Source organism: Nostoc sp. FACHB-892, assembly GCF_014698795.1.
GTDB lineage: Bacteria > Cyanobacteriota > Cyanobacteriia > Cyanobacteriales > Nostocaceae > Nostoc.
Map to the genome: position 1 here is coordinate 160137 of NZ_JACJTR010000004.1, position 14546 is coordinate 174682.

Genomic DNA, 14546 nt, shown 5'->3' on the forward strand with positions numbered 1-14546 from the left:
AAGATCGCAAATGACCCAAAATCACAACCCTAACCCAAAGCCTCTGACTAACTCCAGTCCCCCCTCCTCGCTTGCGGGGAGGGGGTTAGGGGGTGGGGTTCCGGGATACCCTTGGCAAACCCCACACGAACTTTGGAAAAAACTTAAGCCATTAGCAAGACAGATGCGTTGTAAACCAACTCCAGCAGAAAAGCTACTTTGGGAAAAGTTGAGAGACAAGCAACTTTTGGGTTTCAAGTTCCGCCGTCAGCAAACAATTGATCGTTTTATTGTGGATTTTTACTGTAATGAAGCGCGGTTAGTGGTGGAAGTGGATGGTGAGATTCACGACTATACCCAACAGGAAGATGCGATACGTCAAGAATTCTTGGAGAGTTTGGGGTTGCAGGTTGTGCGATTTAGAAATGAGGATGTTGTGGAGAGGATGGAGGAGGTGTTGCAAGATATTGGTGCTTGGTTGCAGAGATAGAACCCCACCCCCAACCCCCTCCCCGCAAGCGAGGAGGGGGCTAATTATGTGGTTTTTGATGAGGAGGTGCGATCGCAGTAGTGTAATCCAGTCCATTTATATTTCTGCGAATCTTTTGATGAGATTATTCTATTAAAATATCCAGTCGGCGTAAAGCTTTAAATATAACTTCGGACTTCCAGATGATCCAATACCGACTTATCTTCGCCATTACGTCGCAGACTTGAACGAGTTTCTCAACGAATATTTGCCCTAATTCTGGATCTTGAACGACTTATTGTAACTCTTTGTTCAGAAAAGTATAGCCTTGCTTCCAGTCTATTCCTTGGACAGCGACGGGGAAGAAAAATTCAATGTATTCCTGAAAGTAGATTTCTCTGACTTATTTCCAAGCACTGTCATATTCGTCATTGGAAATTGAGGTGATTTACATCAGTTTTGGAAGTGCGCCCATGTCTTATTATGCCAGAGTTTTGGTAAGTTAGAGGAGTGGGAGCGCTTTTGAGTCTAGTTGGGTAATATTCCTTTGATTTTGATGTAAGTGGATAAATGAAGTTGGTCTGTCCTATTTAGCGGTAGTGAAATTTTAAAAGAATATAATTAGTATTTTTTTATTGGCTTTCTCCATTTATGTATCTTATGTCAAATTTTAGTGCATTCAAGATATTTGATATTGCTCAAAAACTTTTGGGTATTGTTGATAAAAATTTACCTGTTGAGCATGAGGAGTTTCATAAAGCTGTTGGAAAACTAAAAAATCTCAAGATTGACGAAGGCTCACTCAAAACAGCTAGTGAGAAAATCACAGAAAGTGATTTTGATTTTAAACCTTTTTTAGATTACAAGAGTACGCTGGAATCGCTAATTTCAGGCGAAGATCCTAGAAAAATCCCCAATATTTATCAGTTATCTAATGAACCAAGTTATTCTTAGAACTCTGAGAATAACCATGTCAAAAATTACTCTTTAATTTTCTAGCAATATGTATCAATCGTTAAGAAAACACCAAGGTAATCTTGTGATCAGATCAATATATACTTTGAATCTACAGTATTTTTAGTTACCGTAAACCTTCTCCCGCAATAGCGCATCCAACCAACCAGTATCCCGTTCTAACCACCGTGACACTGGTTCTTGATTGTAATCTATTACCAAATAATAACTTGCGCGGTCATAAATCTCAGTTAATAAACTCTGCAAATCCACTAATGGTTTACTATCACCAGTTTGCAAAGGCAAAGAAAATGAGGGAATTACATCTTTCACATTAAAGGCATATAAATCAGATTGCGGACGATGTTGTGCCCGACTAACCAAAATCCGATAATCATTTTGCGTACCATCCCCAAAAACTAACATTGGTTTCCCGACACGCAACAAATCAATTTCCACCAAATGTGTTGAACTTCTCAATACTCGCTACCGCTTAATTTCGTATGCGTTGCTTTCTTCCCCTTTACGTTTATTTTTAGGTGATAAAATTTCAATTACTGTTACTAATTTTTTTGTTCCTACCTTTCGCATCTCTAAATATCTCTCATTCACTATCTCAGGCATAGGAACTGTCACCATTTTAGGTTGAACGGCAGGTGCAGCTACAACTATATTCGGTAGTTTACGATTTATTACTGTCTGTGAATTTTGTACGATTACATCAGGAATACTAACCAAAAGTTTATCATCGCCAGTAGTTTGATAAATTCGTTCTTCGATGGCGACAAAATATTTAGGATGTAGTTGAGGAGAGAGGTAATCTGCGATCGCTACTATTAGTCTCCCATATACTCCTGGACATAATTCAGGATCTTTTAAATACGGGTTCATTCCTGGAAATGGATAAGTCATAACAAATATCTCAAAACCAAATTTTAAACCTAATTCTCAGAGCAAGCTCTCGAAGAGCGGGGAGGGGTTCTAAGAACAAGTAGTAAGGGCTGCACCACATTGATCTTCCCTTGTCAACCAACCTTTAACACCTTGATATTCCACCTGCGCCCAATCTCCCTGACAGCCTAACAACTTAACAGCTGTATTAGCAGGAATTCTTCGCACTTTTAGGCTTTGTTGATTGGTACTAGCATATAAATCCACGCTATTAGTTCCATAGCCCCGCGTTGTTAGTCCTAACTTTGGCACTGATACCCATCCAGTTCCTTGAAAACCATCGCTAGCATTAGTAATCTGTACCCAATTTCTAGCAGCACCAATAACCTGAACTGTTTCGTTGATGGGGATTTGCCCTAGAATCGTGTTATTTGTACTTGCACCACTCCGCACATTTAAACCTTGCGGATCTGTATCGGTGACGTAAGCAAAAATATCGCACTTTTGTGGATCAATTGATTTCGCTAAAGCTATTTGATGAGCTATGCCAGTATTGAGTATGACACTAATACAACTGAATGCCAATCTTATCACTAAATTTGATGCTGGATTTTTAACTTTTCTTGTCATAATTTGCTCAAGTTTTTTGCTTCACTATCTAAAATTGGAGCCTTATTTCTATCTCATAATCTACCCAAAAAAATTAGGGCTAACTTTGTAACATAGTTCTCTAAAAGGGATTTTAGAACTGTAATAACACTCCTAATTTTACAAAATTTAGTCATGTGATGTCTACGACGGGATACGCCTACACAGATGGATGAAACACAACAGCATGATTGTGTACTCAAAGTTTATTAATAGTCTATTGCCTACAAAGCAGTTAACCCCAAATATCCTTAAATTTGAGGATGATTCAGATATTTCTGAATAGGTTGTCTCTGAACTGAATAAAATTGCTGAAAAAATCACCACGGAAAGTTCGTGGCGTAAAGGAGATATTTTAATGATTGATAATACTAGGATACTTCAGTGTAAGCTGATAGCCAGCATAGATTTTTGCCAGTTTCTACCTAACACGTTACCTCATATCATAGCCAAACAAATTCGGGTCTACTTCTCCTAATTGCAACTCTGCCAAACCATATTCCGCCCATCGCCTTTCTACCATCGCCGCCACATCTGGGTCAGATTCCAAAGGCAAACCCCATTCATGGTCTGTTTCCGGCGGAATCTTTGTAGTTGCATCAATTCCCATGCGTCCACCTAAGCCAATTTTTTCACTGGCAAAATCTAACGTATCAAAAGGCGTATTCGGCAAAATAAAGACATCCCGCACTGGGTCAACTTTAGAACTAATCGCCCACACCACTTGACGCGGATCGCGAATATTTATGTCTTTATCCACAACAATTACAAATTTTGTGTATGTAAACTGTGGTAAAGCACTCCAAAATGCTAAAGCCGCCCTTCGCGCTTGTCCCGGATATGCTTTATCAATGGAAATAATCGCCGCTTTGTAACTCAAAGCTTCCATTGGTAGGAAGAAATCGACAATTTCTGATACTTGTTGCCGCAGTATAGGGGTATAGATGCGATTTAGTGCGATCGCCATCATCGCTTCTTCTTTAGGTGGACGACCGCTAAATGTTGTTAAGTAAATCGGATTTTTACGATGCGTCATACACTCAAAGCGGATTAACGGCGAATCCTCAACACCGCCGTAATAACCCATGTGGTCGCCAAATGGCCCATCTGGTAAAACTTCCCCTGGTGTAATCGTCCCTTCTAAGACAAATTCTGAATCTGCGGGAACTTCCAAATCGACGGTTTTACACTTCGCCAATTGCACACCAGAACCGCCGTATAATCCAGCAAACAGCCATTCTGATAAATCTACAGGTATGGGTGTGGCAGCTGCCATGATAATTAGAGGATCTACACCAAGTGCGATCGCAACTTCTAATTTCTTCCCACATTCAGCCGCTTTTCGCAAATGCCTTGCCCCACCCCGCACTGATAACCAGTGAACCGTCATTGTATTCTTAGATTGTAGTTGTAATCGATACACACCTACATTTGGTGTACCAGTTTCACAATCCTTGGTAATTACCAGTCCCAGCGTAATAATCTTGCCAGCATCACCAATATAAGGACGTATTAAAGGCAACTTATTTAAATCTAAATCATTACCTTGAAGCACAACTTGCTGACAAGCCGGGAAAAAGTCCCGCCCTGGCTTGGCTTTCACCACATCAAACAGCACTTTCCCAAAATCTATCGCCTGGGAAATCTTCTTCGGCGGTTTTGGCTGTTGCAGCATACTCAGTTTTTTCCCCAGAGTTTCCAACTCCTCTGGATGCTGCATATTCATCGCCCAGCAAATCCTTTCCACAGTTCCCATCAAATTCACCGCCACTGGGAAAGAAGCGCCTTTGACGTTTTCAAACAACAATCCTGGGCCACCTTTTTGCAGCATACGGTTAGAAATTTCAGCAATTTCTAAATTTGGATCAACTAAAGCTGAAATCCGCCGTAATTGTCCTCTTTCTTCCAAAATTTTAATGAATCCCCGCAAGTCTCTTGCCATTGTTCTAATAAAGCTGATTATTTAAGAAGTGTGAAGCGCTTTCTTATATTATGGGGCATAGGGCACTTGTACTGAGCTTTACCGTAAAGCCTACGGCATAGCAACTCTTAGAGACGTTACGCGTAGGAACCTAGGAGTACGCTTAGGGCGCAGCCTCTCCAAGAGTTGTATTGGACATGGTGCATTGGGAAATAGTTTTCCGTGTTCTCCTCTCCTAATTTAGTAAATTATTGGGTTTAATTGGAAATTAACCTATTTAGTAACTGTTCTTAACTGTGTTTTCCAAAGTATTTAGGTATCTTATTTAGGGATACGCAATTATTTTTGATAAATAAGCGCTAACCTAATCAAACATGGCCAGAATATACTATACCTTCCTGGCAGGCGGCCTTGCTATGTGGCCTCTGCTGGGATTATTTTTTATAAGCTTTAACTGTGCCTTGGTTTTGGGTTTTTCTGAATTTTTCTAACCCAGGACTTACGCAAAATACCTCTCAAACTCTTATTCCTCCGTGTTCTCTGTGCCTCTGTGGGTCGATTTTCCGTTACCTGTGTGTAAGTCCTATTAACCTAAGCATTGCAACATAATGCCATTTCAAAAATCTTTGCAACAAATGTATCAGCAGCTATGCATACATCTGTACGCCCCTATAAATGTTGACAAGAGGATTTTTTAAACATCCTTTAATATCAATGTCCGCTTGATTGTTTATTAAACCCGAAGAACTTCACCCCGCCAAAGCTGTGCTTTGTCTCCTTTCCTCGCAAGCCTATGATGTATACATAAGTCTTCTAACATTTACCCATAGGCTTTTGCTCCCCCCAACCCCCCTTAAAAAGTGGGGCAAAAACTTCTCAAAGTCCCCCAATTTATCGGGGGATTTAGGAGGATCTAAACGCTGTAAGATAACTCTCAAATAATTGTGTGTACACCGTAGCCTCGCAAGCGGGGAGGGGTTAGGAGTGGGGTGCAATGACTGTGAGAATCGTAATTAATTATGCGGACATGATATAAGAAATATTTTTGTAAGTTTCAAGATTATTAATAATAAATATTTTCTACTAATAATTTTTACAACATTCTTAAACTAAGATTTCTAGACTAAAACCTATCAGATGCTTAAGTAATAATATTGATTTTACCAGTGTCAATATCGTAACAAGCACTAACAATTTTTAGTTTACCTTCACGGAGCAAGTTAGCTAAAATAGTTGACTTTTCCTGCAATTTTTCAGTTTGATATTGAATATTGGCAATAACTGCATCTTGCATAATATCACCAGTTCTTAACTTTACCCTTTCTACAGATGGTTTGATGCCTTCAATAATCAAACCAATTCTGCCAGGAAGTGGTTCGTTTTTAATTGCTTCTGCGACTGCACCGCATCTTTTATGACCCAAAATCACAATCAACTGCGAACCTAATACTGTTGTAGAATATTCCAGACTGCCTATAACCGTATCACTGACAACATTACCAGCAACTCTAACGACAAATAAATCTCCTAGTCCTTGATCGAAGACGATTTCCGCAGGTACTCTAGAATCTGCACAACCTAATATGGCGGCAAACGGATACTGAGCTTTAGCAACTAATCGTAGACGTTCTAATGATTGATCGGGATATTTGCGTTTTTGATTGATAAATCTTTGATTACCATCCAGTAAGCGTTTGATAGCTTCATTAGCACTAACTGGATTAGGGTTATCTGGATGAATATCAGCAACAGCAGTTTGCTCTGTACTCCAAAAGCTATCACCAAAAGCAGTAGCCGCAATACCTACTACACTTGCAAATTTTAAGAAATTGCGTCGTCCTACAAATCCATTAATTCGACTCATCAATCTACCTGAAAACAACAAAGCTGTTCTCAGGAAGATATCAGACTTAACTAAGATGTGAGAGTACCTTATTACACGGTTTAAGAGTCATTTAATCTTCATATTAGATCGTAATTTATAGCTGAAGTAGATAGTAACTGTTAACTGTTGGCGGTTAACGGTTATCAGTCATCATGTAAATGTACAAGTTAAATGCGTAACAGCTTATCAGCAAATAATAAACTAAAGCAGCTTCAAGTTAAATAAATGGGAGCGATCGCTTTGGTATGCTAATATCTCTGCCAAAAATCTTTGCAACATAATGAATCGAATGTAAGAGCGTACATTTGTACGCTCCTACATCTGTATAAGGTATTTCATGAAATGGTATGAGTCCATTTGTACTATTTATTTTCTGTTTGATTTCTAGCCAGTTGTGGTGAAGCGATGACGCTTTGCTCTGCTTGTTTACTGCATCCACCATTTCAGGTAGTTTACAGAGCGTGAGCGTCAACAACTGGCCATTGGGTGGGATTTTTGAGACGGGAATTAATCCCTTGTAGAATTTTCTCAATGTCCCAGTAACCCTGTTGATATATCAATTAAAACTGCAATATGAAAATTTTGGATGCCAAATTGCCAAAAGCACTCAATCAATTTTGATTAGGGTAAACATAGACGTTTTTATACCACGAAAAAATGCCCCAGGTTCCCTCTGGAGAAGCTTTACAGGAGTTGTTGTGACTTAGCGGTATATCAAAAAGTGATGCAGAGCTTTATATATAGGAAGTTCAATACGCCTTCCTGTTGAATTGGGGTTCTGGCAAATCCGATTAATTTGCATTTTGATCATTTTTTCCTGAATGAATGTCCTGTTTTGCCTTTCTACTCGCTGTAGATGTGATTAGAAAGGCGATTATTAGGGAGAGTTCTTTGAGCATGGATAACGACGGTCGCGGCAGTGGCAGGAATTATTAGCTTTTGTATTAGTTATATAGATGATAGCGTAGGCGCAGTCCAAACTAGGCATCGCTATCGCCTGGTGAAGTTTCCTTATTTAAAGTGGTGTTATGTTGAATGGGAGCAAGAGTGATTAAAGATGATTAATGTCTTTTACCTGCTCCCAGATATAGCTCACCCACTTTAGGATCATTCAACAGTTCTTGACCAGGGCCTGAGATAGCATCGCGTCCCGACTCCAGTACATAGCCGCGATTGGCCATCTCTAAAGCCTTACGGGCATTTTGTTCCACTAATACGATCGCAGTACCCGCCTGATTAATTTGTTTAATCTGCTCAAACACTTGTGTCACCAAAATCGGGGACAAAGCAGCAGATGGTTCATCTAAAATCAGCAAACTAGGTTCTAACATCAAAGCTTTGCCCATCGCTAGCATCTGGCGTTCTCCTCCAGAGAGAGTACCAGCGCGTTGACGACGGCGATCGCTCAGTCTGGGAAACATACTAAATATTTTATCTTTGATTGGTTTCAGGGGAACGTTAAGCACAAACGCGCCCATCTCCAAATTCTCTTCAACACTTAGAGAAGGGAAAACATTGGCGATTTGCGGTACGTAGCACATTCCTCGTTGAACGATTTGATTGGACTTTAGCCCCACAATATTTTCACCTTTGAAAGTAATTGTGCCTGTGTGGGGGATCAAAAGCCCAAAAATTGCTTTTGCTAAAGTAGATTTACCAGCACCGTTCGGGCCAATCACTGTTACCAATTCCCCTGGTGCAACCTGGAAATTTACACCTTGCAGGATATCTACATCTTTGATGTATCCAGCGTGGACATTTTGAACATTTAGTAAATAGTCATTTGTCATTTGTCATTGGTCATTAATCAACAGTCAACAGTCAAGTTAAACATAACTATTGACTGTTGACTATGGACTATTAAGGAGTTTTTTGCAACTCCGGTCGTTCTTCTGCAAGAATCGCCCCTTCTACTGGGCAAACTTGGAGACATATACCACAGTCAATGCACGTGGCAAAGTCAATCCAGTACCAGTCTGTTCCCTTGGCATTCTTGCCTGGCCCATCATGAATACAAGCTACTGGACAGGCATCTACGCAGTCAGCTACGCCTTCACAGACTTCTGTAACAATTGTGTGCGGCATATTCTCAATTCCCTCTTTTCTGTATCGGCTATTTCTAGCCTAGCAGGGGAGTGGGGAGTGGGGAGTGGGGCAGGGGAGGCAGGGGGAGCAGGGGAAGAAGCATTTATTTATTAATTGTTCACCCATGCCCCATGCTCAATGCCCAATTCCCATTAACGCAATGATTCAATTTTTGGGGAGCCATCAGCTTTAATCCAAGCAATTTGGGCAATGCCGCGATCGCTTGCGTATTGCCGAATAGCGTCTGTATCCCTTCCCCCCAGATCAATTTCTACCCGCACCAGATCAGTAGAATCTCTGAGCTTTTGTGCGTAGGCAAAGGCAGGGGCGTTAGCACTCGCCGTTTCTGGGACAACTAAGCAGTTACTCACTGGGGTTGCCTGTGGTAATTGCTGAGTAGACAACAAAACTTGGTATAAATCTTCGATATTGAGTCCAAAACCAATTCCGGGGATGTTTTCTCCTTGGGGATGATATAACCCCAAAAGCTGGTCGTAGCGACCACCACGCCCTAAAACTCTGGCTTGGGAATCGGTATCGTTGACAACTTCAAAGACGATACCAGTGTAGTAATCTATGGTTTGGATAAGGCTGAGATCGAGGATTAAGGGAAATTTTTTCTCTGATTCCAGTAATTCTACTAGGGATTTGAGATTATTTACTGCCTCTCGCTGTTCTTCATCTAGATCCAAACTACTAACTTTTTGTAACACGTCTGCACTGGAACCTCGCAGATCCAGCATGATTCTGGCGCGATCGCGCAGTTTGTCACTTAGGGGTAAACTATCTATGGTAATGCGGTCGAGATGAGCGATCGCACTGCGAACTTTATCCTGTAAGTTAGTAGGAAAGGCACTCAAGAGCGATCGCGTAATTCCCGCCTCACCTAAAATTAAATGCCATTCTTGCAAGCCCAGTGCTGCTAAACAATCAGCTACTAACAACAGTACTTCCGCATTTGCCAGCAATCCGCCAGCACCTAATAATTCCACTCCAGCTTGATAAAACTCTTGCTGGCGATTGTGTCTACTTTCCCAAGTGCGGCGAAACACATTGGCGTTGTAGTACAACCGTTGCGGATAAGTTGTATTTGCCATCCGAGTGACAACAGTACGAGCAATGGATGCTGTTAATTCTGGACGTAGCCCTAATTCATCATCCTCGCCATTTTGTTGTAGTTGAATCACCATCTGGCGCTGGATTGCTTCTCCTGCCATTAGGGTATCCATACGCTCTAAAGTTGAGGTGATAATCCTGTGATATCCCCAACGGTGAAACACCTGCTGTAACCGATCTTCAATCCAGCTTTTTTTCTCCACATCCAAGGGCAATAAATCCCTGGCTCCTGCTGCTGGTTGATACACCATTATTTTTTCTTCCCACCAAACAAACCACCGAACAAACCACCACTACCAGATTTATCTGGTTGCTTATCTCCATTATTGGGGGATGAAGTCACCTTATGATCATTAGGTTGTTGTCCTATAGCTCTATCTATTTTTGGTTTCCATTGCAGAGCTGTTTGGTCATGGGGGTCTAATTTGAGAGCATTATCGAAGTGGACTTTCGCCATTTTTAGCTGATTTTGCTTTAAATACACCATTGCAATTAAGCTATGGCAGCGACTATTTTTCGGTTCTAGCTTCAGGGCATCTTGCAACTCTACTTTGGCTTGGGCAAATTGGTTTTTGTCAATCAAAGACTGAGCGCGACGCACATACTGTTCTATAATTGAGTCTTCCTTTGGTGGCGCTGGTTCTGGTGGTGTATTCTTTAGTGTATTTGGCTGAGGTGTACCTGATTGAACTTTGGGTTGAGCAGGTGGCGGCGGCAGTGCGGATGGTTTGTTTGCACTCCGCATTAAATACACTAAATTCAATTCACTAACTTGGGCAATTACTTGCGGCACTTGCTGTAAAGAATCATATTGAGTTTCACCGATTTTAGCGATCGCACTTCTATAGAAATGATCGACATTAGGCGATTGGGCTAACTGTTTGGCCAAGTCAGTATTAAGAGTTACCGAAGTAGACTCTTGTACTAAGCGCCTGCCAATTTGCGACAAAATTAGAATATATTCCGTGCGAGTCCGATCGCCATACAGTGTTTCGTAAGCTGGGTTTACTAACTTTGATAACAATTCGTTCCCTAGCTGTTTTTGTTCAGCACTTTCAGTAAAACTACTGTCCGGATGTAAGCGGCGGGCGATTTTGAGATAGCGTTTTCGAATCTCTTTGACATCCGCATCTACTGGAACGCACAATACTGCGTGATGATCTATGAAATCATATTTAAATAGTCCACGGTCTATTTTGAAAGACATATAGAGGTTTTGCACCAAAGGAGCAGTTAGATTCTTTTTAGTTTACCCAAAGTAGAGGGGAAAGCCCCCACCTGCTACACCCACGCTGACAGTGGTGGAACTTGTAAAAGTTCGCTACTGAGGGAACCGTGAATATAACTATTTGTGGCAAGAATTCTACCTGACTCAATTTTGACGGGAGTACCATCGTAGGCGGTGACTTTGCCTCCAGCTTCTTGTAACAAAATTATTCCGGCCGCAATATCCCAAGGAGAAAGCCCCCGTTCCCAGTAACCATCGACACGTCCACAGGCAACATACGCTAAATCTAGCGAGGCGGAACCGCTACGCCTGACTCCTTGGGTAAGATGGGTGAGGTGACTAAATTCTGCGTAGTTGTTATCAGAGGTTTCGCGGCGATCGTAAGCAAATCCTGTCACTAGTAGGCTTTTACTTAGTTCAGATGTTACTGAAACCTTGATGGGGCGACGGTTACGCGTTGCTCCTAAGCCAGCAGCAGCACGGAATAGCTCATTGTGGAAAGGGTCATAAATCACACCCACTTGCGGAACGCCATTAATTAACAGTCCGATGGAAACGGCAAAAAATGGGTATTGATGAGCGTAGTTGGTTGTGCCATCTAGGGGATCTATTGCCCAAAGGTATTCATTCTCTTGATTACCTAATTTTCCTGATTCTTCAGCAAGGATGGAGTGATCGGGAAAGTGGCGGCGCAAAATTTCTAAAATCACCTCTTCCGAGGCTTTATCAGCAGCAGTGACTAAATCACCAGGGCGACCTTTTTCAATAATTGCGTCTTCTAATTTACCTAAGTAACCTTGCAAAATGACACCAGCAGCTAATGCCGCTTCGGTAGCAATATCTAGAAAAATATGTAGATTAGTCATTAGTTATTAGTCATTAGTCATTGGTCATTTGTCATTTGTCATTCTCCCCCTGCTCCCTCATCCCTCACTCCCCACTCCCCACTCCCCACTCCCCTGCCCCACTCCCCACTCCCTACTCCTCAAAGATTTTGGCGGCGAAACTCGGCGGGAGTGAGGCGCATGGGTTTTTCTGAGTTCCAGATTCCTTGGCCCATGAGCCTAGCCCATTGTTGGGCACGTTCTAAACGCAGGTCATATTTGTGGTTGGGCGATCGCCCAACAAACAACACATTTCCTTGTTTTACTAACTCTTCATTCAACAACACCTTATTTTTCCACACATAAGCTAGAGTTCGCCCGATTTTGTCTTTTGCTTCTAAATCAAACTCTAGGGTTACCGATTGTTCTACACCACCAATTAGATTCTCTAACTGTTCTTTTGCTGCTTCCCCCCAAGGCCGCTGTCGCAAATCTGGCGCATCAATCCCAACTAACCGCACTTGGGAAATCAAATTTGGTTGTTCAGCCATGCCTAATACTTCCAAACTTTGCCCACTAACTACCCGTGCTACTTTTACCTGAGCCTCATTATTGGGCAGTTGGTTTTTACCTTGGCAACTCACCAAGAGCAATAAGCAAGCCAAAATGGCTATTTTTCGCATCAAGTTACCAACACGCATAGGCATCAGAAGTTTTGCTATAGTTGCCGCTACGCGATCGGTAATTTTGAACAGAAGAGGCAGGACTAATACTACCTTTTGTCTCGTGCTGTGACCAGAAAAAACTAGGGTTTGAATCCCCCACTTCTTCAAGTAACTCTCGCTCGGATAAGGTTGATGAGCGAAACCTCTTGCCCCCTGCCCCCTGCCCCCTGCTCCCTGCCTCTTACCTTCTGCCTTATTCAATTGTTTATTCCTCATCTAACGGTAAACCCGCTTTTACTTTCCCCCTAGCAAAATAACGGCCAAACTGGAGTTCGTAGACTTCATCTTCGTCTTGTGTCTCCACCTCCAAGTCAGAACGGGGGTAACTCACACATAACAAGGCATAACCTTGCCGACGTAAATCTGGCGACAATCCGATCGCCTCCGGTTGGTAAATTTCTCCCGATAAAACTCTCACCGCACAAGTGGTACAAGCCCCGTTACGGCAGGAAAACGGCAGTTCCACCCCTTGTTTTTCGCCGGAGTGTAAAATGTAGCGGTCTTCTGGGACTTGTAGTGTGTGTGTTTGGCCAGTGGCGCGATCGCGAACTCTAATTGTGTATGTACGGGGCATCTGGATTTGCGTTTTGGGATTAGGACTTTTAGATTCAATCTAAAATATCTTTCTTTATCTTTGCATTTTCTGGTATTCTATAGTATGATCGTAACTTGTGGCACCTGGAGAGGTGGCCGAGTGGTTTAAGGCGCAGACCTGGAAAGTCTGTTAGGTGGAAACGTCTACGAGAGTTCGAATCTCTCCCTCTCCGTTTTAAAAGCTAGTCTAAATATGTATCTGAGGGCTAAATTGGTTACACAATCTAGCGAGAAGTAAGCTGATACCCGCCTAAATTGTATAAACACTCTTTACGGCTGTTAACGGTTATCAGTCATCGGTCATCAGTCATCAGCTTTCATGTAAATGTTCAAGTTCAATGCGTAACAGCTTAACATTTGTTTCTTTTTAAATCATAATTGAGCCATTTTGTAAAGTCGCCAAACTCCTACTTCACTATGGCAACAGCCTGATGAACGGATCAGGTAAATTAAGATAAGTAAAGAAAACGCTTTGAACTAAATGGCAGCTCTAAGCTTACAAGAAATTTCTACTCAGTTAGAAAGTCCGAATTTACGCGATCGCATGGTAGCCCTTGCCAATCTGCGTCATGTCTCTGCTGAGGATGCAGTTCCTTTGATTAAAAAGGTACTAGATGACGAGTCTTTGCAACTCCGATCGATGGCAATATTTGCCCTTGGAATCAAGCCAACGCCAGAATGTTATTCAATTTTGGTAAGAATTCTCGAAAATGACCCCGATTATGGGATTCGTGCTGATGCCGCCGGTGCTTTAGGATATTTGGGTGATGCTAGAGCCTTTGAAGTACTTTCACGGGCGTTCTATGAAGATACTGATTGGCTAGTACGCTTTAGTGCAGCTGTTTCTCTAGGTAACATTAAAGACCCTCGTGCCCATCAAATACTGATTCAGGCATTGGATAGCAAAGAAGTTGTGTTGCAACAAGCTGCAATCTCTGCACTAGGAGAAATTCAAGACATTGAGTCTGTCGATAATATCTTGCGCTTCGCCCAATCAGATGATTGGTTAGTCAGGCAGCGTTTGGCAGAAGCCTTGGGGAATCTTCCTACTCCCAAGAGCGTCTCAGCTTTAAAATACTTAGAAAAAGACAATCATTTCAACGTTGCTGAGGCAGCTAGAATTGGCCTCAAGAAGCTTGAAGAAATAAATAATCAAGCTTAATATTACAGTCTCCTGCTACCTTTTAATAATTAAGTACGAATTTTAGCATTTTGATGCAGGGTAAT

General features: G+C 41.9%; 13 protein-coding genes, 1 tRNA gene and 1 pseudogene. 4 read left to right on the forward strand and 11 right to left on the reverse strand.

Annotated features, from left to right (window positions below):
* Nucleotides 1-10 precede the first annotated feature (10 nt).
* Entirely contained in the window at nt 11-469 is a 459-nt protein-coding gene (locus H6G96_RS07505; protein WP_190910869.1) for an endonuclease domain-containing protein, read from the forward strand.
* A 639-nt stretch (nt 470-1108) separates the two neighbouring features.
* The gene (locus H6G96_RS07510) at nt 1109-1402 is read left to right on the forward strand and encodes a hypothetical protein (protein ID WP_190910870.1); all 294 of its coding nucleotides are present in this window, start codon (nt 1109-1111) and stop codon (nt 1400-1402) included.
* 123 nt (nt 1403-1525) lie between these two features.
* On the opposite strand, the pseudogene H6G96_RS07515 reads toward H6G96_RS07510, so the two are convergent.
* The 11 genes and pseudogenes from H6G96_RS07515 to H6G96_RS07565 form a co-directional block, all read right to left on the reverse strand.
* Nucleotides 1526-2314: pseudogene (locus H6G96_RS07515) on the reverse strand (DUF4058 family protein).
* Nucleotides 2315-2383: 69 nt separating this feature from the next.
* Complete coding sequence (locus H6G96_RS07520; RefSeq protein WP_190910871.1) at nt 2384-2923, reverse strand: SH3 domain-containing protein; 540 nt, start codon at nt 2921-2923, stop codon at nt 2384-2386.
* Nucleotides 2924-3374: 451 nt separating this feature from the next.
* Nucleotides 3375-4883 (reverse strand): UbiD family decarboxylase, encoded by a 1509-nt coding sequence (locus tag H6G96_RS07525; RefSeq protein WP_190910872.1) that lies wholly within the window; start codon nt 4881-4883, stop codon nt 3375-3377.
* Between the two features lie 1120 nt (nt 4884-6003).
* The gene (locus H6G96_RS07530; RefSeq protein WP_190910873.1) at nt 6004-6726 is read right to left on the reverse strand and encodes a carbonic anhydrase; all 723 of its coding nucleotides are present in this window, start codon (nt 6724-6726) and stop codon (nt 6004-6006) included.
* 1082 nt (nt 6727-7808) lie between these two features.
* Entirely contained in the window at nt 7809-8537 is a 729-nt protein-coding gene (locus tag H6G96_RS07535) for an ABC transporter ATP-binding protein (protein WP_190730896.1), read from the reverse strand.
* Nucleotides 8538-8607: 70 nt separating this feature from the next.
* Nucleotides 8608-8832 (reverse strand): ferredoxin family protein, encoded by a 225-nt coding sequence (locus H6G96_RS07540; protein WP_012407913.1) that lies wholly within the window; start codon nt 8830-8832, stop codon nt 8608-8610.
* 152 nt (nt 8833-8984) lie between these two features.
* A complete protein-coding gene (locus tag H6G96_RS07545; RefSeq protein ID WP_190910874.1) occupies nt 8985-10199 on the reverse strand; it encodes an ATP phosphoribosyltransferase regulatory subunit in 1215 nt (404 codons plus the stop codon).
* Nucleotides 10199-11155: a J domain-containing protein gene (locus H6G96_RS07550; RefSeq protein WP_190910875.1), complete on the reverse strand. Its 957-nt coding sequence runs from the start codon at nt 11153-11155 to the stop codon at nt 10199-10201. Before H6G96_RS07550 ends, H6G96_RS07545 begins: the two co-directional genes overlap by 1 nt.
* 74 nt (nt 11156-11229) lie before the next feature.
* Nucleotides 11230-12042 carry an inositol monophosphatase family protein gene (locus tag H6G96_RS07555; RefSeq protein ID WP_190910876.1) on the reverse strand — a complete coding sequence of 271 codons (813 nt, stop codon included), beginning with the start codon at nt 12040-12042 and terminating at the stop codon, nt 11230-11232.
* A 119-nt stretch (nt 12043-12161) separates the two neighbouring features.
* Complete coding sequence (locus tag H6G96_RS07560; protein WP_242063206.1) at nt 12162-12707, reverse strand: thermonuclease family protein; 546 nt, start codon at nt 12705-12707, stop codon at nt 12162-12164.
* 223 nt (nt 12708-12930) lie between these two features.
* Nucleotides 12931-13299, reverse strand: a complete 369-nt coding sequence (locus H6G96_RS07565) for a 2Fe-2S iron-sulfur cluster-binding protein (protein ID WP_190910877.1) — start codon at nt 13297-13299, stop codon at nt 12931-12933.
* 106 nt (nt 13300-13405) lie between these two features.
* Here H6G96_RS07565 and H6G96_RS07570 point away from each other — a divergent pair.
* Both H6G96_RS07570 and H6G96_RS07575 read left to right on the forward strand, forming a co-directional pair.
* Nucleotides 13406-13492 (forward strand) — tRNA-Ser (locus tag H6G96_RS07570).
* A gap of 308 nt (nt 13493-13800) precedes the next feature.
* Complete coding sequence (locus tag H6G96_RS07575; protein ID WP_190910878.1) at nt 13801-14481, forward strand: HEAT repeat domain-containing protein; 681 nt, start codon at nt 13801-13803, stop codon at nt 14479-14481.
* Nucleotides 14482-14546 lie beyond the last annotated feature (65 nt).